A 17,905-nucleotide genomic window follows, 5' to 3' on the forward strand; every position below is an offset into this window, starting at 1 on the left:
ACCAATGGCTTTATGCCCGGTAGAAAGCATTGATTTAAAGGCTTCAACTATCAATAATACATTGTCAATTACCTTGAAGAATTTTATATTATAAAAAATGATTAAATCTGCAGTACCTATTCTGGCTTCGCTTAATGAAGATGAAACTATTAGATTTTATAACGAAAAATTAGGATTTACTTTTTATTCTACCTGGGAGGGTTATCTTATTTTGGGACGCGATAAAATAATACTGCATTTATGGCCATGCAAAGACCCGGAGATAGCTAAACATACTTCCTGCTATTTCAACGTTACCGATATTGATAAACTATACGCTGAATATGAGCCGCTGGGCATTGTACATCCCAACGGTAAATTGCAGGAAATGCCCTGGAAAATAAAACAATTCAGCATACTGGATAATAACGGCAACCTGATTCACTTTGCCGAAGAACTTGCCAGCTAGTCAATAAGTAGTTTATAGCCCCTGCCATGTACATTGATGATCTCCACCGAGGGATCATCTTTTAAATACTTGCGTATTTTACTTAAAAATACGTCCATACTGCGGCCGTTGAAGTAATTATCATCGTGCCAGATGTTTAACAAAGCTTCTTCGCGGGTTAGAACCTCATTTTTACGCAAACAAAGCAGGCGGAGTAGTTCTGCCTCTTTGGTTGAAAGCTTCTGCTGGTTTTCGTCGGTAGTAATTAGCTGGGCGGTGTAATCAAAAGTATATCGCCCTATTTTAAAGATAGTTTGCTTCTCTTCTTCCACCTTCTCAGAGTTGTTTGCTCTTTTAAGCAGTGCATTTATGCGCAGCAACAGCTCTTCGATACGAAACGGCTTGGTAATGTAATCATCACCGCCCAAATTAAATGCCTGCGTCTTGTCCTCAATCATTCCTTTGGCAGTAGCAAAAATAATAGGTACGTGGCTGTTGATTTTCCTGATTTCTTTACCAAGTGTAAAGCCATCTTTTTTAGGCATCATAACATCCAGAATCAGCAAATCATAGCTTTGTTTGGTAAAGGTGCGCAAGCCTTCCTCGCCATCTTTACACAAAACAACATCAAATTTGCCTTTTAGCTGCAGGTAATCCTGTAGCAGTAAGCCTAAATTCGGATCGTCTTCAACCAGTAGTATTTTTTTCATATGTTTTAGTCCGAAAATCCGGAAGATTGTTTTTTATTTAGTCAGAAATTGACACTATTAACTCCGGGCTTTCCGCTTCTGACCCAACTACACTACCTGGAACTTTAATTCAAATTCAGATCCTTTTTCCTTTTCAGATTTTACACTGATCATACCATTAAGCCGTTTAACCACGGTATTAACATAGCTTAACCCTAATCCAAATCCTTTAACGTCGTGTAAATTGCCGGTTGGTATACGGTAAAACTGTTCAAATATTTTTGTTTGCTGATCGCGACTCATCCCCACGCCTTTATCTGCAACCCTTATTACTATCTGCCCATTTTTATTTGATGTGCTTATGGTGATATCAGGGTCATTTATACTGTATTTAATGGCATTATCAATTAAGTTGTACATCACATTTGAAAAATGTAATTCATCAGCCTTAATAATGGCACTTTCAGCATCAAGTTGCAAATGTATGATTGCATTGTGTTTTTGCAATTTCAGCTCTATGCTATCTACCACCACCGCAATCATTTCATTAACATCAATGGGTTTTCTATCCAGTTTGAAATCGTTTTTTTCAATACGGGCTATGTTTAATACCCTTTCTATATGACTGCCCAGGCGTTCATTTTCTTCATAGATGATATTCGCCAGCCTTGAAACGCGGGCCTTGTCTTGTGCAATTTCATTATCCTTTAAAGCTTCGCTGGCAATCATGATGGTTGATACCGGAGTTTTAAACTCATGGGTCATGTTGTTAATGAAATCGGTTTTCATTTCAGATAACTTTTTTTGCCTAATAATAGTAAAAATGGTGTACCCGAAGCAAATAACAAGCACAAGCAGCAAACCACCGGTAGTAGCCATGGTGGCAGTCATTTTGGTTAAGATAAGGGTATTTTTTTGCGGAAAAGCAAGTCTTATCAATCCCGGATCATTAATTACATCTGTACTGAATATAGGCGTTTGGTAATAAGGAGTACCATTGTTAAAAGTGGGTTTTTCCCCGGTAACATCATTTGCCTTTGAAAATATAAGCGAATCGCTGTTGGCGGTTGATACTTCATAGCTGAAAGGCAAGTTAATACCTTTATTGTGCAGCTCAAATCTTAATAAAGTATCAATCCAAAAAGGATTTAGGCGCATTTTTAATGGTTCGCCATATCTGCCGTATTCTTCAGCCAGATTTTGGATCACAGTTGATTTGCTATGGCTGGTATATTGCAGCGAATCATTTTCAAGCAACTTTTGAACTTCTTTTAACTGCCTTTCTTTTTGTTTGCGTTCCTGTTCGCGCTCCCACTGTGCATTAACACGGGTAATAGAAATTACCTGTTTACCAAATTGAGGGTCACTATAGGTATACCTAATGGTATCAAACTTACGTAGTTTTTGATTTTTCTTTAAAGCAGGTGCCGGGTTCCTTACCAGCACCGGCGTTACCCGGCCATGAACATCACCAAATTCATCAGTATACTCTTCATAGCGCAGTTGCAGGTTAATGGTTCCGCCTTGCATTAAGCCGGCAATTTCATCATCCATTTTTTTATGCATGATCATGCGCCTCAGGCTGTCGCGCAGCAAAGCAATTTTCTTTTCCCTTCGGGTTTGTTTTCTGTTAGGATTAGCTTGCGGAATATTATTACTTATAATGTTGCCATTATCTGTACTTTGAATAATCTTGCCATTGGGTGGATTTTGTGCTGCAAAATTACGGGCTTTTGTATTTAAAAAGTTTTGGGCATCGCGTTTGGTAACTTTGGCTACAACATTATTTAAAGCCTCGTTAACAGAACGGTCAAAAAGTTCAGATTGCATTTGATAAGACTGCCTTAAAAAATACAATTGCATGCCCACCACACCTAATAGTGCAAAACCCATTAAACTGATAATAAGCGTGATGTTTCTTTTCTTCATCCTGTAAACAACAAAAATATTTCAAATTACCGGACATATCAGGCTTTTAACACTTTTTAACAAATAATAATGGATATTTAACAACAGGACAAATAGTTGTTTGTTAACTTTGATGTTAAATAACCCCACAACCATGAAAAAAATCGTTTTAAAACCAGGCTTTGAATTTATTTTTTCGCTGAGTTTAATTATAGTACTTGGCCTGCCCCCTATGTTGCTGGCACAAAACCGCAAAGATGTTGATATAAATATTGTTAATGGCGATACTACAGTTAATGGCAAAAACATAAAAGATCTTTCGGCGAGTGATAGAGCCGTGGCTTTAAAAGACATTAATCGCATGAGCCATACCACAGTGATACTTGGCAATAAAGATTTCAATACCCAACGCACTTATACGTTTAAGCGCCGCTCGGATCTGGATAGCACAGGCAATATGATAAATGGTAAGCCTGATAATTTAAAAAAGATGGACTATACCTATTCACTTAAGCTTCGTGATGACGGCGATAATGGATTTAGGGCCAGAGACTTTGCAATGAAAATGCGCGCCGAGCGTAAAAACACTCAAAATTTTGATTACGTAAGCACTGATAACGAAGGAATAAGCACCAGGGTAAGATTCCGCGTGTCTGAAATTTCAAACGAGGACCTGAAAAAAATGCCTCATGTAGAAGGCGGTAAGTTTGAGATAACCGACCTGAACGTTGTCCCTGAGTTTTCAACCGGCAAAACCCTGCTGATATTTGATTTACCGGCAAAAACAGTTGCCACAGTTAAACTAACAGACAGCGAAGGTAAATTGCTGTTTGAAGAAAAAACCACCAGCGGAAGCTTTAGCAAAACTTTTCCTTTAGGTCTCAATGGTATTTATTTCCTGCAGGTAAAACAAGGTAATAATATCGCTATAAAGAAAATTGTAAAAGAAGAATAAGTTCAGTTGGCAGTGAACCGTTGGCCGTTGACGGTTTGCAGTTCGCTCCTAGCAGTTAAATAAAAAGCCCTTTATCAAGCAAATTGATAAAGGGCTTTTTTATGTCTTTTTCCTACTGCAAACTGCTTACTACAGGCTGCAAACTGTTTTAGAAAGGCAAATCATCCTCATCAGGTGTTGAGCTGATGTCTGCTGGTGGCGCATATTCAGGTGTTGCACTGGCTCCGGCTCCTGCCAAAACATTTACTTTCCATAACTGCATTGAATTGAAATAACTCTTTTTGCCTGTCTTATCTGTCCACGGACGGCCTTTTAAGTTGAAGAATACTTCAATATCATCACCAACTTTTACGTTGTCCAATAAATTGCAACGATCTTGTATAGCTTCAAACTTCAAATATTCCGGATATTGCGGATTTTCAATATATTCAAGTATCAGTTCTCTCTTTTTAAGCGACTCAGTAACCTGTACAGTCGGCGCTACTTCATGTACCTTACCCTTAATTTCCATAGTTTCAAAAATTAAAAATGTAAAGTTAATAGATAAGAAGTAAAATAGGGCGTATTTAATTCATAAATTCGCAAAATATCATGCAAGTTTTCCACACAGAAAGTAAAATCATCATAACCTGCAACAAAAGGTTATCATCATACCTGCAACAGGAAGTTGAAGAGTTGGGTTTTAAGCCTACACGCGTTTTTCAAACCGGGGTTGAATTATTGGGCACCGTAACGGATACTATCAGCCTAAACCTGAATTTACGTTGCGCAAGCCAGGTATTATATTTAATAAAAAGTTTTAAAGCGGCAGATCCGCAAGAGCTGTACGATAACCTGGTTACCATTGAATGGGAAAAGTTGATTGACTTTACCGGATATTTCTCTGTATCATCAAATGTGAATAACGAGCATATCCGCACGCCGCTTTTTGCCAATGTAAAGGTTAAGGATGCCATTGCCGACCGGATTAAATCTATAAAAGGCATTCGCCCAAACTCAGGTGCTGAAGTAAATAAAACACTGGTTCACCTTTACTGGCAGGACGATAGTGCCGATATTTTTTTAGATACCTCGGGCGAAACATTAGCCAAGCACAGCTACCGGAAAATTCCCGGTAAGGCACCCATGCTGGAGGCATTAGCCACATCTACCATAATGGCGACACACTGGGATAGAAAAAGCACTTTTATTAACCCCATGTGCGGCTCCGGAACATTGGCTATTGAAGCCGCATTGTTAGCTACCGATAAACATCCAGGCCTATTCAGGATGAATTATGGATTTATGCATATTATGGGGTATGACGAGACCGTGTTTTTTACTGAAAGAAGAAAACTCAAAGATAAATCCAAAAAAGATACCGGTTTTAAAATTATAGCAACCGATATTTCGGATGATGCTGTTGACATCGCCCAAAAAAATGCTAAAACTGCAGGGGTAGAACATTTGATTGAGTTTAGCGTTTGTGATTTTGCGGATACACCTGTACCTGCCGAACCGGGTATAGTAATGTTTAACCCGGAGTATGGCGAGCGTTTAGGCGTACATACCAAGCTGGAAGCAACCTACAAACGGATAGGTGATTTTATGAAAAAAGAATGCCTGGGATACCGGGGCTATATCTTTACAGGAAACCCCGATTTGGCAAAAAAGATTGGTTTAAAGGCTGCCCGAAAGGTAGAGTTTTATAATGGAAAGCTGGATTGCCGTTTATTGGAGTATGAATTGTACGAAGGGACCAAAAGGGAGCCCAGAGATGTTGAATAATGATGATGCATCCATTTGGTTTGCATAAAGGGTAATACCTGATTTGATTATTGATTACAAATGAAAAAGAACACACTGTTTATTGCGCTTATGCTGCTGTCTTTTTATGGCATGGCCCAAAAAAAATCACCTTTCCCATTTAGAGGCGGTAAGGAGCATATGATGGAGTTTTTAAAGGATAGTTTGGTTGTTTCTCCTCAGATTATGAAAGAAAAAGCTACTGGCACTGTAGTTTTTAAATTCACTTCAGATCAGTTGGGTAACGTTACTAAAATGGTACTTTATTATGCTGATGATGCCGTTTTGGTACAGCCGGTTATTGATATACTGAAAAAATCTAACCGTAAATGGGTACTTCCGGATGATGTAAAAGTAAACGACTATCTGATAACTTTCACTTTTAATTTTAATCCCCCGGCTACTGCCAACCGCGAATTGCAAAAAGAGGTTTATAACTATATTATCAATCGTAAGCCTATTTTATTTACAAATCAGGCCGTGCTGGATCTTACAACCCTGTTGCCAACCATAGTGATTAACTACGATTTGCCGCAATAATATTTACACAGTTAAAAAATAACAGTGTCCATTTTTGAACGCTGAACATCTCGAACACCTGTCTCTGCCTAAAATAAGTTGACAGATGGCAACCCCACAAAAAAGCCCCGCAACACAAGGTTAACGGGGCTTCGCTTAGTTTATAGTTTAGTTTCTTTAAGCTTATTTGTTCTTTAGCTCATTAATGGTAACCTGTGGTGTCAAAGCCGCGTGTACCTTTTCGGTAACAATAGGGCTTGCCAGTTTAAAGGAAACCGTTTTAGCAATATCTGTTGATGAAGTACCTACTTTAATTTTGTATTCGCCTGCATCAGCAATCCATTCTGATTTATCGGTATAGAAAGAAGCCAAATCAGCAGCACGCAGAGTAAACACTAAAAATTGTGATTGGCCCGGTGCTAGTAATCCTGTTTTAGCAAATGCTTTCAGCTCACTTTCCGGTTTATCAATATTTTGTGCCGGTGCGCTTAAATAAAGTTGTACCACTTGTTTACCGGCTACTTTACCGGTATTTTTAACGGTAACCTTAACGGTAATACTGCCTTTAAAATCAGCAGAACTTGCTTTAATATCACTCAGTTTAAATGTTGTATACGATAAACCGTAACCAAATTCATATGCTGGTTTTACTTTAAATGTATTGAAATAGCGGTAACCCACATAAATACCTTCCTCATAAGTAACTTCAGACGGACGGCCCATCAACATGTTTGGTTTCTGACCATCAGGCATTGGGAATTCTTTGCCCGGGAAGGTTTTGCTTGTTGGTTCATCACCATAGCTCATTGCAAAAGTAGTAGCCAGATGACCTGATGGATCAACCTTGCCGCTCAATACATCGGCAATGGCATTACCTGCTTCCAAACCTGGTTGCCATGCTAATAAAATACCATCCACATTATCTCTCCAGCTGGCAACTTCAATAACACCGCCTATGTTTAACACCACAACCACTTTTTTGCCTTTAGCATGAAAAGCCCGTGAAACACCACTGATTAATCCCTTTTCAGCCTCAGTAAGGCTATAATCGTTCTCTACTTTACGGTCAACACCTTCACCTGCATTTCTGCCTATGGTAATGATTGCTGCATCGGCACCGTCGGCCTCTTTGGCAACAATGTCACCTACATTCATTTCCGGAATTGGCGGGGGGGCAATAAAAAAACTGATATTTTTTGGTTGCTTAGCTTTAGCATCAGCAATATAATCAGTATAGTTTTTAGCCAGCTGTTCCTGTACTTTATAACCAGCATTAGTTAAACCCTGCAATAATGATATGGTATAAGCTTTATGCACATCACCGCTACCGGTTCCACCGGCTATAATATTGTAAGAAGTATTACCAAAAACTGCAACACGCCTTCCGCTGGCTAACGGAAGTGCTTCGCTATCATTTTTAAGCAATATCATACCCTGAGCAGCGGCCGTACGTGATACTTTTGCATGGTCGACCAGATCTGGCTTGTCTGAATATTTATATCCTTTAAAGGTTGGTGATTTTAAGATGATCTGTAATATCCTTTCAACATTGGCATCCAGCTGCGCTATGCTTAAACTGCCATCTTTAACCGCAGCTACAATTGCTGCAGACTGATCAGGGTTACCTGGCATCAGCAAATCATTACCGGCATTCATTTGCGCAACTGCATCATGACCACCAAACCAGTCGGTCATTACCAAACCTTTAAAGCCCCATTCATTTTTTAAAATGGTGGTTTGCAGGTCACGGCGCTCAGAAGTATAAGTACCATTTATTTTATTGTATGATGACATTACTGTCCACGGTTGTGCAGTTTTTACAGCGATGGAGAATCCTTTCAGATAAATTTCCCGCATTGCTCTTTCACTTACTATGGTATTTATACTGTTACGATTAGTTTCCTGGTTATTGGCTGCAAAGTGTTTAATTGATGTACCTACACCGTTTGATTGAATACCTTTTACAATAGCGGCGGTCATGCTGCCTGCTACCAGCGGATCTTCTGAGTAATATTCAAAGTTACGGCCACCAAGAGGGTTGCGGTGGATATTTAAAGCCGGTCCTAATATTATATCAACACCATATTCGCGTATTTCGTTCCCGAAGGCCACTCCTACTTTACGCACTAAAGCAGTATCCCATGATGATGCCAGCAAAGTAGCAACAGGGAAAGCGGTAGCATAATAAGTTTTAGGATCATTAGGGCGTTTAGGCTCAATCCTTAGCCCGGCAGGACCATCAGAAACAGTAATGGATGGAATACCTAAACGCGGAATGGCATGTGTTCTGCCTGCTGCTCCCGGTACTTTTTCGGGTACATCATAAGCTTCAGGATCTGACGGAGGGAGTTTAAAACCCCCAATATCTATAGGCTGAGGTTTTTGACCTTTTACGGGTGGCGGCACACCAGGCATTATGAAGCCCATCCCTACCACAAGTCTTGCTTTTTCTTCAACCGTCATGGCATTGATAACCTGTTTCAAGGTGCTTTTGCCCAGTTTAGGGACCGGCTTTTTACCTTGTGCATTGACAGTGATCAGAAATGAACATGCCAGCACAATTAATGCAGCAACTGCCGCAATTCTGTAACTAATCTTCATTGATTTATAATTTAACTGGTTTATTGGTAAATTGGCTTAATGATGCAACATTCATTATTGTGTCATCAATACACAATGCTATATATTATTTTTTACAATACCAAGAGAAATAGATAAATACACTACAAATGCCAATGTAAATAAGTTTTTATAGCAGTAAATTAAGTTTGGAATAGCCCTTTATTAATCCTTTTGTAATACTTACAATATTTGAGGGCGGCAAAAAACAATAATGGTATTTTAGCACATTATTTATTCTTAAAGCAGGCATGACATTCAGATCAACATACCAGGGAGCAAACGCAGCAGCACCGGCAATTGAAAAGCATTTTTCAAAGCTTTTAGCTACGGCTTTACAGCAAGGCGAGAATGAAGAACTCGCTCCTGAACCCCCTTTAAAGGTAATAGAAGCTGTAATAGATATTGCCTTTTGGGCCAGCCTGAGGCAAGAAGAGGGCCGATCGCCAAAAATATCGCTGGCCTATCTTCCGCCTATATTAGCAGGCCAGCCCCTTATTTTTGAAGAAAGCATCCTGCTCACCCCTTATATACTTACTAAACTGGCTCCAGCAGTTGAGCGTTCGGGTATCCACCTGGGGGTTTGGGATCAGAATGGCGAATTATATGTTTGGGGCACAACACGGTCCATACCCGATTGTTGTTTTGTTTTAGAAGTGATAGAACCAGGATTGCTTGTAATTAAACACCGCCGTATAAAAGGTTTTGGGAAGTTTATTAATGTGGCCGTATTAAAAGGCGATGAAATAAAGATCATTGATGAACAAAGCAAAAGTCTTCCTGATTGCCCGGCCATGCTTACCTCATTGCTTGATTATAATTCGCCAACTGGCTGGAACGACTCTGTAAATGTACTGGTACAATTAGCCGCATCTATGCGAACTCACGGACATGGGGGCAGTTTGCTGGTTGTCCCTTCAGAGAGTGATGCCTGGCGCAGTTCCATTATTAACCCGGTTACTTATCCGGTTACTCCTGCTTATAGCGAATTAAAAAAACTAATGAGCCAGGTGGTGAACGAACGCAGCATGATTTTATGGCAGGACGAAGTAAATCGCACAGTTGATGCGGTAGCTGGTCTTACCGCTGTTGACGGTGCAACTATTATTAATGATCAACTGGAGCTATTGGCTTTCGGTGCCAAAATAGGCTTATCCTCCAATGGTTCTCCTGTTGAAGAAATGATGATCACAGAGCCGGTGCAAGGCAACATTGCTACCATTATCCATCCATCGCAAAATGGTGGCACCAGGCATCTTTCTGCGGCTCAGTTTGTTTATGATCAGCGTGATGCCATAGCACTAGTATCATCACAGGATGGACGGTTTACTATTTTTTCCTGGTCGCCATGCGAAAATATAGTTCATGCACATTCGGTAGATGCACTGCTGCTTTAATTATAAGCTTAAATTCCTGAAAAGATTGTTTGCGCAGCATCGCCTATAAATGGTATTGGCCTTTTATCACCATTAATGGCTCCAATTAAACCAATTATCCACATAATAAACAGTGCCAGGTATAAAATGTTCATTAAAGAATATAAAGAAAACATACCTGTTGACAGCCAGACAAGACCCAATATTGCAGCAACAACAAACCTTAATACCATTGAAACAAGGTGAAACAGTAATGTTTGCCTAAGCTGATAACTGGCTAAACTGGTTCTGTTATTTACATAAAATGCAAAATAAGCAATCAGCCAGCCAACAATAGTAAAGTAGCTGATTATACCTGCCAGTTTTCCATTACTCTCATTTGCAAAAGGATTAGTTGGTTCCATTAGTTTAAGGTTTGATAAATGTTGTTTAAAATTAATATTAATTAACAACAACGTTTGTTAACAACTGGTATTTATTTTTAAATAAACAAAACACTTCCTTAATTGCTAAGTTATTGAAACTAATGTTAATACAATTTGAAATGTTAACATAATGATAATGTTAAATTCACAATAAAATCATATACCTTTGGGTAAATACAACATATTTATGAGTAAGAGTAAACAGAAATCACCGGTTAAATCAGCCAGGAAAACCGCAAGAAAGGCTATTCAACAACGTTTGATCACTGAATTAAAAAAACTAACCGGTCAATTTGGACAAGATGCCGAAAAGCTGGCTAAAGAAATAGAAAAAGGGTCTAAAAAACTGGCAAAGCAGATCACAAAAGGCATAAAAGAGCCAAAGTCTGAAAATAAAGAGGAAGCAAAAGAAACGGCACCTGTAGTAAAAGCAGAAACGTCTGCTCCTAAAGAAAAGGCAAAAGCAGCACCTGTTACACCTAAAGCGGCCGAAGCCAAAACTAGTAAACCAGCAACTAAAGCAGCCACAGCAGCGCCTAAAGCGAAACCGGCAACAGCCAAAGTGGTAAAAGAAGATAAAGTGTCTTAAGACTCCACTTTTATTAGTTTCACTAAAAAAACATTCAATCACATTGAAAAAAGCCTATCGTTTTGATAGGTTTTTTTATGGGTAATATTTTCCTTCCGGGTTCACAAATTGCATTAAAACCGTTTAAAAGTATATTTATTAAAAAAATATTATCAGGGCATTCTTTTGGCATGAAATAATTATCCTCCGGGTTAAATTATATTCATAAAATGGAAGAAGAACGAATAATTATACGCCTGGCCGAAGCCAGTGATGTGATTTTTGCCAAAGAAATAGCATATGAAATGGAGGCCTCTGCCATTGCAAGGGGCTCCGGGATAAGTAAAAGATCGCCTGAATTAATCTGCGAAAAAATTTTGGCAGGCAAGGCTGTAATAGCACTTACTAATGAGGGCCGCTGGGTTGGCTTTCAATACATTGAGGTTTGGGAAGATGGCAAATTCATATCCAACTCAGGTCTGATTGTTTCTCCTCAATACAGAAATGCCGGCGTAGCCACAGCTATCAAAAACTGCATTTTTAATTTATCACGCAGCAAATACCCCAACGCCTGCATTTTTAGCATCACCTCCGGCCTGGCCATTATGAAACTAAACACCAAGCTTGGTTTTGAACCTGTTACTTACTCCGAAATAACACACGATGAGCAGTTTTGGGCAGGATGTAAAAGCTGCATAAATTACAATGTACTTAACGGCAAAAACAAATGTAACTGCCTATGTACAGCAATGCTTTTTGACCCGGCTAAAGCTAATGAAACTGCTAATGCTACCGGAATGAAGGTAGGAAGTCTCGCTATGATGGAATTATAAACTAGAACACTTTTATTATGCAAACACAACATGAGCAGGTAATTACTCCTGATGAACATATTACAGATCATTTATTTCATGATACCCTTCAGCTATTAAAAGACCTGATTGCAACACCTTCATTTAGTGGCGAAGAATCCTTTACAGCAACGCTTATCCAGTGTTTCCTCCAAAACAGGGGCGTTCAAACCCATCGCCAGCAGCATAATATATGGGCGTTTAATTATTACTATGATCCGGCCAAACCCACTATACTTTTAAATTCACATCATGATACTGTAAAGCCAAATAGCCAGTATACACGCAATCCGTTTCAAGCATCAATAGTTGGCAATAAGCTTTATGGCTTAGGAAGCAATGATGCCGGGGGATGCCTTGTATCATTACTGGCTACCTTTCTGCACTTTTATAACAAGCCTAACCTGGCTTTCAATTTATGTTATGCAGCTACCGCCGAAGAAGAAAGCTCAGGCGAAAATGGGTTGAAGCTTATTCTTCCTGAATTGGGGCACTTAGATTTTGCCATTGTTGGTGAACCCACCCTCATGAACCTGGCTATTGCCGAAAGAGGATTAATGGTGCTTGATTGTGTATCAAACGGAAAGGCAGGGCATGCCGCACGCGAAGAAGGGAATAACGCCATTTATCTTTGTTTAAAAGATATTGATTGGTTCCGCAATTTTGCGTTCCCGAAAGTTTCTAATACCCTTGGCCCGGTTAAAATGTCGGTAACTGTTATTAATGCAGGCACACAGCATAATATAGTACCAGGCACCTGCAACTTTACTGTGGATATCAGGCTAACGGACGCTTATACTTATGATGAGGTTTTGCAGATAGTACAAGAACATGTAAACAGCACTATTACACCAAGGCCATTTCACTTAAACCCTTCGGTTATTGATATTAGCCACCCCATAGTACAGGCAGGCCTTATGATGGGATGTAAAACTTATGGTTCGCCCACTACTTCAGATCAAGCATTATTAAACATCCCTTCAGTGAAACTTGGGCCCGGTTCATCGGCCAGGTCACATATGCCTGATGAGTATATTTTTATTAGTGAAATTCAACAAGGTATTAAAACCTACACCGCAATCCTGGATCTACTGACTTTAACACTCATTAACAATCCGGTTAATTGCGAATACTAAGCCCCCTTCCCCTTATTACAAAAAAGGCGATGATTCTGGAACTACCTTCCGGAACATCGCCTCGCTATTTAATATAATTAAAGTTGATGAAACTAAATAAATGCAAAAACACTTTGTGCAAGCTGCCCCAATACGGGTATGCCTTTTTCTGATGAATTTGAAGCTGCACTTAAACCTGTTGCCCAAAGAGCAAGAAATGCAACTGTTAAAACTATCCTAAAATAAAAAAGTGAAACCATTGCTGAAGACTGCCCCATGGCATTGGCAATTATTGAAGAGCCAAACCAGATAGTTAAAAATGTTAGATATAAAAACAATGATTGCCTTAAATGAAAAGCACTTAAACTTGTTTTGTTAGGTTGATGGAACCCAAAATAGCCAATAGACCATCCTATTACAAAAAAGTAACTAACCATACCTGCGGTTCTTCCGCCATCCTCAATTCCAAAAAGGTATTTCCGTTCCATAATTTTTTTTTAATCAATCCAAGTTCATTTTTACGGATAAACCGGGTGTTTGGTTTCCAAAAAGTAACTGTAAATCAATGATTTTATAATATTTTTAACATTTTAAGTGTATTTCGCTATACAACCAACTCTTTAACCTTTGCTAAAACCAACAATAATGCATCAATGTTTATTGGTTTTGATAAATAATCATTCATACCTGCATCAAGGCAGGCCTCTTTATCTTCACGCATAGCATTAGCGGTTATGGCAACTATTAATGGTTGTTTAGCAATATTGGAGCTCCTTATTATTTTTGTTGCCTCCAATCCGCTCATTTGAGGCATTTGCACATCCATCAAAATCAAATCATATAATTTATCATTCATCATGGCAACCGCCTCAATTCCATTTTGTGCCAAATCAGCCTCGTAGCCTAATTTGTTAAGTATCCGCAAAATCAGCTTCTGGTTAATCATGTTATCTTCAGCAACTAAAACATCCATAGGATGTTTTTCAGCAAAGTTTTTTTCTAAAAGAGCTTGATTTTGCTTTTGAGCCGGCAACTCCTTAACCCTGCACAGTCCAGTTCGTATTACATCATACAACCGTTGTTGCTTAACTGGTTTGGTAAGTATGGCCGTAAAAAGGCCGGGATATTTACTCCTGGTTTCGTCGCCAATGGAGCTAAGTAGAACTACAGGCAGGTTAGCATGTTTATCTTTTATTATTCTAGTAAGTTCTACCCCATCCATACCGGGCATTTGCATATCACTCAGCACCATATCAAAAGCGTTCTTTTCCATTGCCGCAATCGCGTCAGCAGCTGATGAAACAAGGAAAGGAATTAGCCTCCAGTTTTCAAGCTGCATTTGCAAAACTCTTCTGTTCGTTTCATTATCATCAACAACCAGTATTTTTTTCCCTTCAAGTTGCGCAGCTGCATTTGGATCGATAACTTCCTCTTGTTTTCCCAATTCAGCTTTTGTAGTAAAATAAAAGCTGGTACCTACATTTAGTTCACTTTTTACGCCGATGTCGCCAGCCATTAAATGAACCAGGCGCTCGCATATAACCAGCCCAAGTCCCGTACCACCGTATTTGCGGGTGGTGGACGAATCAACCTGCGAAAACGAGTTAAACAGCTTGGGTATTTTATTAGCTGCTATGCCTATCCCGGTATCCCGTAATTCAAAAGCGAGTTTTGCAATTTCCCCGTTATTCTCAGCTAAGGATACCCCCAAAAAGACTTCGCCCTTGTGCGTAAACTTTATGGCATTGCTTACCAGATTAATTATTACCTGCTTTAACCGCATGCTATCGGCAAAAAGTTGCAAAGGCACGTTGCTATCAATGTGATAAACCAGGTCCAATCCAAGCTGGGCAGCCCTGCCGGCAAACATGTCCATTACTTCTTCAATACACCTGCGCAGATTAAACTCATGCAGATCAAGCTCCAGTTTGCCCGATTCTATTTTGGAGAAATCAAGAATATCGTTAATTACATTAAGCAGCGTTTCACCGCTGTTTGTAATGGTTTGCACATATTCTGTTTGTTCCTGGTTTAAAGAGGTATCTCCCAATAAAGAGGCCATTCCTAAAACCCCGTTCATAGGGGTACGTATTTCATGGCTCATGGTGGCTAAGAAAGTGCTTTTAGCCTGGTTGGCTCTTTCTGCCTCTTCTTTAGCCAAATGCTCCTGCTCCTTTTGAATTTCCAGTTCATTGTTTAAGAGTAACAACTCTTCCGATTGCCCCTGCAATTCCTCCGACTGTGCCTGCAGCTCTTCATTTACCGCCTGGAGTTCGCCGTTTACCTGTTGTAACTCTGCTGTGCGCTGGTTAAGATCCTGAATATAATCGCGGATAGTTGTTTTCAGGAGGTTAAAGTAGTTATACAATCTTTTAATCTCGATGCTATTAGGTACAATACTTTTTTCAACCGGCATTAGTTGGATATCTGTAAAGTCCGAATTAATAAAGGCCTCCATTTTCTTGTTGATCCCCTTTATATCCCGTGTAAGGTATTTGGAAAGAATAAAGCTCAGCATAATAAGCCCAATGAGCAAAATGGTTGAAACACCAACTAGTATGGCTTCAAACCGCCCCTGCAAATGCGTCATTTCGGCATTTACCAAAGCCAGGGTTACCATGTAAACGCGGTTAAACTGATTAATTTCATGCTGGGTGAGGGGCACAATGCCATGGTCATGAAACAGGCCCAGCTCTTCGGTATAATTAACCAGGTCCGTAAACTTGTTTTTATATTCAATTAGCTCCTGCTTGGTGGGGTTAGTCATATTCTTCCCGCTAATCAGGGAATCAATGGTGCCAAAAAACTGCTGGGCGTACATCATTTTACCCCGCATAATAAAATCTTTCTCATGCCTGCGCAATTGCAGAATATCAACCCGCGCCACTTTACCCGAATCTTCAATCCAGTGGGCACGTTGACGCATCAGACCCTCTGTGCCATAGTCTACAAAGCCTTTTTTCAGATACAATTGCTTAAGTACCTTGCCTGATGCAAGCGTTGCATTACTAATTTGAAGCAGTGAGTTTATATTGTTGTTAACATTGATTTGACCATCGGCCTGGCTGTTTTTAAGATCAGTTATGTTATTGATGATTTTCCTTTGGAGCCTAATGAAACTGTCAACATCCTCCTGGTTACCGGTTTTATAAAACAGCGGATCATGGTAACCGGTAAGCATAAACTTTTGAAGGTAGGTTGAGCTTTTGAGGTATTGAATTTGGATATGGGTTAAGTCGTCAGAAAAACCTCTGAGATCCTTTTGCTTTTGATCGATAATAAGATAGGTTATTAACCAGATAAATATTACGGCAACCAAAGAAAAAAAGCTTAAAACGAGTCGTAGTTTGTACGATATTTCAAGATTAGATTTAAGAATTCTCATTTGCGATTATACGGAATGCACTAATCGAAGTTGTTAAGGGAAGATTAATTTTAGTCAAAAATTTATGGGGAGGCTTGGAGGCGGAGCTGCTGCCTTGTCCCGCGAATATATGGGACAGAAGAAGTACGCCGGGACGGCTAAAAAGCTAATCTACTGGAAATAAACAAGTTAACAGCAGTGCTTGGGACAAGCTGGGCTGAGGTGGGCTAAAAAATGTCAATTTTGCTGTGGTAAGTGGGACACTTGTGGGCTTGGACGGATTAAGCCTCTGCATTGCAGAAATGTAATTTAGATAAATTATGGGGGGGGGGGCAAATTATGAGTTGACGAATCGTTAAGTAAGAATAAACCTCCAATCAGCCTTCTCTTTGATTTTTTATTCGGATATTGCTTGGAACAAAACCGAACCAACCATAGTTTTATGATCACCAAACTTTTAGTACTTCAGCATATAGACCAGAAACGGGTCGATGTCGCCCAAATCAGCGGGAACAATTTCCAGTGGACCTTTCACGCCCACCGCAGCAGGATGCCGGATGACCCAGTTTTCTTTCCCTTTCACGTTAATGGCAAACATGACCTTTGTGAGCGTGAGTCGGGCGATGAAACGATATTGGTCATGAAAGAAAACGAGCTCATATTTTGTGATGATTACGGCGTCCCAGGCGATACGGTCATCGGCATTTTGTTTCCTAAGGGATATGTGCCGGACATCATTAAATTCAAAGACAAACCATACATACCGATAAATGCTGGCGGATTGGTGTCCACCAGGCCACCGGGGCATCTACAGGTATTATATAACTTTCAAGAAAAGCGCTCAGCCATTGTATTCAATATCACAGATAGTATCGTCTTCGGGTTTAAATGCATGGCAAGAAAGGTCGATGACGAACTGTTTCCGCATAACGAAAGCCTACACGCTGACCATCTTTTTGATGTCAACATCAGCAAGGATTTCCTAAATGTTGATGCCATACAAAATGAAGACCTGAAAATCATCAACCAAACACTCGCCCAAACGGATATTGAGCAGATTAAAACCGATATGAATGCGCTTTTAGTTGCTTTAAAAGCCAATAATGCTATATCCGTAAAAAGCCTCCTTGGCAAAATAACGAATTATCTGAATACTGCTGCAGGCACGACTAGTGCGTTGGTAACCATTGCAGACAGTTATAAAAGTGGCAACAGTGCTTTTAACTTTATTCACCAAATAGTCGAATATGCTGCTTTATGACGACCCGGCTAATTAATATTTTAAGATTATTTTCCATCTTTTT

General features: G+C 39.6%; 16 protein-coding genes. 9 read left to right on the top strand and 7 right to left on the bottom strand.

Going from position 1 to position 17,905, the window contains the following annotated elements; all coding sequences use genetic code 11:
* Positions 1 to 97 precede the first annotated feature (97 nt).
* Entirely contained in the window at positions 98 to 448 is a 351-nt protein-coding gene (locus JN11_RS17800) for a bleomycin resistance protein (protein WP_144914723.1), read from the top strand.
* Here JN11_RS17800 and JN11_RS17805 read toward each other — a convergent pair.
* Both JN11_RS17805 and JN11_RS17810 read right to left on the bottom strand, forming a co-directional pair.
* A complete protein-coding gene (locus tag JN11_RS17805) occupies positions 445 to 1,137 on the bottom strand; it encodes a response regulator transcription factor (RefSeq protein WP_144914725.1) in 693 nt (230 codons plus the stop codon). The genes JN11_RS17800 and JN11_RS17805 overlap by 4 nt on opposite strands.
* Before the next feature lie 87 nt (positions 1,138 to 1,224).
* Positions 1,225 to 3,045: a sensor histidine kinase gene (locus JN11_RS17810; RefSeq protein WP_144914727.1), complete on the bottom strand. Its 1,821-nt coding sequence runs from the start codon at positions 3,043 to 3,045 to the stop codon at positions 1,225 to 1,227.
* 133 nt (positions 3,046 to 3,178) lie between these two features.
* Here JN11_RS17810 and JN11_RS17815 point away from each other — a divergent pair, with 133 nt between their 5' ends.
* Positions 3,179 to 3,979, top strand: a complete 801-nt coding sequence (locus JN11_RS17815; RefSeq protein WP_170227788.1) for a T9SS type A sorting domain-containing protein — start codon at positions 3,179 to 3,181, stop codon at positions 3,977 to 3,979.
* Positions 3,980 to 4,127: 148 nt separating this feature from the next.
* Here the strand turns inward: JN11_RS17815 and JN11_RS17820 are convergent, their stop codons facing one another.
* Complete coding sequence (locus JN11_RS17820) at positions 4,128 to 4,490, bottom strand: DUF3127 domain-containing protein (RefSeq protein ID WP_144914730.1); 363 nt, start codon at positions 4,488 to 4,490, stop codon at positions 4,128 to 4,130.
* A gap of 80 nt (positions 4,491 to 4,570) precedes the next feature.
* Here JN11_RS17820 and JN11_RS17825 point away from each other — a divergent pair, with 80 nt between their 5' ends.
* On the top strand, positions 4,571 to 5,746 hold the full coding sequence (locus JN11_RS17825; protein WP_144914732.1) for a THUMP domain-containing class I SAM-dependent RNA methyltransferase: 1,176 nt from the start codon (positions 4,571 to 4,573) through the stop codon (positions 5,744 to 5,746).
* A 60-nt stretch (positions 5,747 to 5,806) separates the two neighbouring features.
* Positions 5,807 to 6,304, top strand: a complete 498-nt coding sequence (locus JN11_RS17830) for a hypothetical protein (RefSeq protein ID WP_144914733.1) — start codon at positions 5,807 to 5,809, stop codon at positions 6,302 to 6,304.
* Positions 6,305 to 6,466: 162 nt separating this feature from the next.
* Here the strand turns inward: JN11_RS17830 and JN11_RS17835 are convergent, their stop codons facing one another.
* Entirely contained in the window at positions 6,467 to 8,884 is a 2,418-nt protein-coding gene (locus JN11_RS17835) for a glycoside hydrolase family 3 C-terminal domain-containing protein (protein WP_144914735.1), read from the bottom strand.
* A gap of 269 nt (positions 8,885 to 9,153) precedes the next feature.
* Between JN11_RS17835 and JN11_RS17840 the strand changes: the two genes are divergently transcribed.
* Positions 9,154 to 10,299, top strand: coding sequence for a putative sensor domain DACNV-containing protein (locus JN11_RS17840; protein WP_144914736.1), 1,146 nt, complete (start codon positions 9,154 to 9,156; stop codon positions 10,297 to 10,299).
* 8 nt (positions 10,300 to 10,307) lie between these two features.
* Here the strand turns inward: JN11_RS17840 and JN11_RS17845 are convergent, their stop codons facing one another.
* A complete protein-coding gene (locus tag JN11_RS17845) occupies positions 10,308 to 10,682 on the bottom strand; it encodes a hypothetical protein (protein WP_144914738.1) in 375 nt (124 codons plus the stop codon).
* A gap of 208 nt (positions 10,683 to 10,890) precedes the next feature.
* On the opposite strand from JN11_RS17845, the gene JN11_RS17850 reads away from it, so the two are divergent.
* The 3 genes from JN11_RS17850 to JN11_RS17860 all read left to right on the top strand — a co-directional run bounded on the left by JN11_RS17850 (position 10,891) and on the right by JN11_RS17860 (position 13,258).
* Entirely contained in the window at positions 10,891 to 11,292 is a 402-nt protein-coding gene (locus JN11_RS17850; protein ID WP_144914739.1) for a hypothetical protein, read from the top strand.
* A 209-nt stretch (positions 11,293 to 11,501) separates the two neighbouring features.
* Entirely contained in the window at positions 11,502 to 12,104 is a 603-nt protein-coding gene (locus JN11_RS17855; protein WP_144914741.1) for an N-acetyltransferase, read from the top strand.
* 17 nt (positions 12,105 to 12,121) lie between these two features.
* On the top strand, positions 12,122 to 13,258 hold the full coding sequence (locus tag JN11_RS17860) for a M20 family metallo-hydrolase (protein ID WP_144914743.1): 1,137 nt from the start codon (positions 12,122 to 12,124) through the stop codon (positions 13,256 to 13,258).
* Between the two features lie 92 nt (positions 13,259 to 13,350).
* Here JN11_RS17860 and JN11_RS17865 read toward each other — a convergent pair whose 3' ends face one another.
* Together JN11_RS17865 and JN11_RS17870 are read right to left on the bottom strand one after the other, a co-directional pair.
* The gene (locus JN11_RS17865; RefSeq protein ID WP_144914744.1) at positions 13,351 to 13,725 is read right to left on the bottom strand and encodes a hypothetical protein; all 375 of its coding nucleotides are present in this window, start codon (positions 13,723 to 13,725) and stop codon (positions 13,351 to 13,353) included.
* Between the two features lie 116 nt (positions 13,726 to 13,841).
* Positions 13,842 to 16,622, bottom strand: coding sequence for a response regulator (locus tag JN11_RS17870; RefSeq protein ID WP_144914746.1), 2,781 nt, complete (start codon positions 16,620 to 16,622; stop codon positions 13,842 to 13,844).
* A gap of 421 nt (positions 16,623 to 17,043) precedes the next feature.
* On the opposite strand from JN11_RS17870, the gene JN11_RS17875 reads away from it, so the two are divergent.
* Complete coding sequence (locus JN11_RS17875) at positions 17,044 to 17,862, top strand: hypothetical protein (protein ID WP_144914747.1); 819 nt, start codon at positions 17,044 to 17,046, stop codon at positions 17,860 to 17,862.
* The last annotated feature ends 43 nt before the right edge of the window (positions 17,863 to 17,905 follow it).

It is taken from the genome of Mucilaginibacter frigoritolerans (assembly GCF_007830615.1).
Classification (GTDB): domain Bacteria; phylum Bacteroidota; class Bacteroidia; order Sphingobacteriales; family Sphingobacteriaceae; genus Mucilaginibacter; species Mucilaginibacter frigoritolerans.

Excerpts from the sequence above, each read along its gene's own strand:
- JN11_RS17840 (WP_144914736.1), top strand. The coding sequence starts at position 9,154 with ATGACATTCAGATCAACATACCAGGGAGCAAACGCAGCAGCACCGGCA.
- JN11_RS17845 (WP_144914738.1), bottom strand. The coding sequence starts at position 10,682 with ATGGAACCAACTAATCCTTTTGCAAATGAGAGTAATGGAAAACTGGCA.
- JN11_RS17865 (WP_144914744.1), bottom strand. The coding sequence starts at position 13,725 with ATGGAACGGAAATACCTTTTTGGAATTGAGGATGGCGGAAGAACCGCA.
- JN11_RS17850 (WP_144914739.1), top strand. The coding sequence starts at position 10,891 with ATGAGTAAGAGTAAACAGAAATCACCGGTTAAATCAGCCAGGAAAACC.
- JN11_RS17820 (WP_144914730.1), bottom strand. The coding sequence starts at position 4,490 with ATGGAAATTAAGGGTAAGGTACATGAAGTAGCGCCGACTGTACAGGTT.
- JN11_RS17815 (WP_170227788.1), top strand. The coding sequence starts at position 3,179 with ATGAAAAAAATCGTTTTAAAACCAGGCTTTGAATTTATTTTTTCGCTG.
- JN11_RS17800 (WP_144914723.1), top strand. The coding sequence starts at position 98 with ATGATTAAATCTGCAGTACCTATTCTGGCTTCGCTTAATGAAGATGAA.
- JN11_RS17810 (WP_144914727.1), bottom strand. The coding sequence starts at position 3,045 with ATGAAGAAAAGAAACATCACGCTTATTATCAGTTTAATGGGTTTTGCA.
- JN11_RS17825 (WP_144914732.1), top strand. The coding sequence starts at position 4,571 with ATGCAAGTTTTCCACACAGAAAGTAAAATCATCATAACCTGCAACAAA.
- JN11_RS17860 (WP_144914743.1), top strand. The coding sequence starts at position 12,122 with ATGCAAACACAACATGAGCAGGTAATTACTCCTGATGAACATATTACA.
- JN11_RS17870 (WP_144914746.1), bottom strand. The coding sequence starts at position 16,622 with ATGAGAATTCTTAAATCTAATCTTGAAATATCGTACAAACTACGACTC.
- JN11_RS17855 (WP_144914741.1), top strand. The coding sequence starts at position 11,502 with ATGGAAGAAGAACGAATAATTATACGCCTGGCCGAAGCCAGTGATGTG.
- JN11_RS17875 (WP_144914747.1), top strand. The coding sequence starts at position 17,044 with ATGATCACCAAACTTTTAGTACTTCAGCATATAGACCAGAAACGGGTC.
- JN11_RS17830 (WP_144914733.1), top strand. The coding sequence starts at position 5,807 with ATGAAAAAGAACACACTGTTTATTGCGCTTATGCTGCTGTCTTTTTAT.
- JN11_RS17835 (WP_144914735.1), bottom strand. The coding sequence starts at position 8,884 with ATGAAGATTAGTTACAGAATTGCGGCAGTTGCTGCATTAATTGTGCTG.
- JN11_RS17805 (WP_144914725.1), bottom strand. The coding sequence starts at position 1,137 with ATGAAAAAAATACTACTGGTTGAAGACGATCCGAATTTAGGCTTACTG.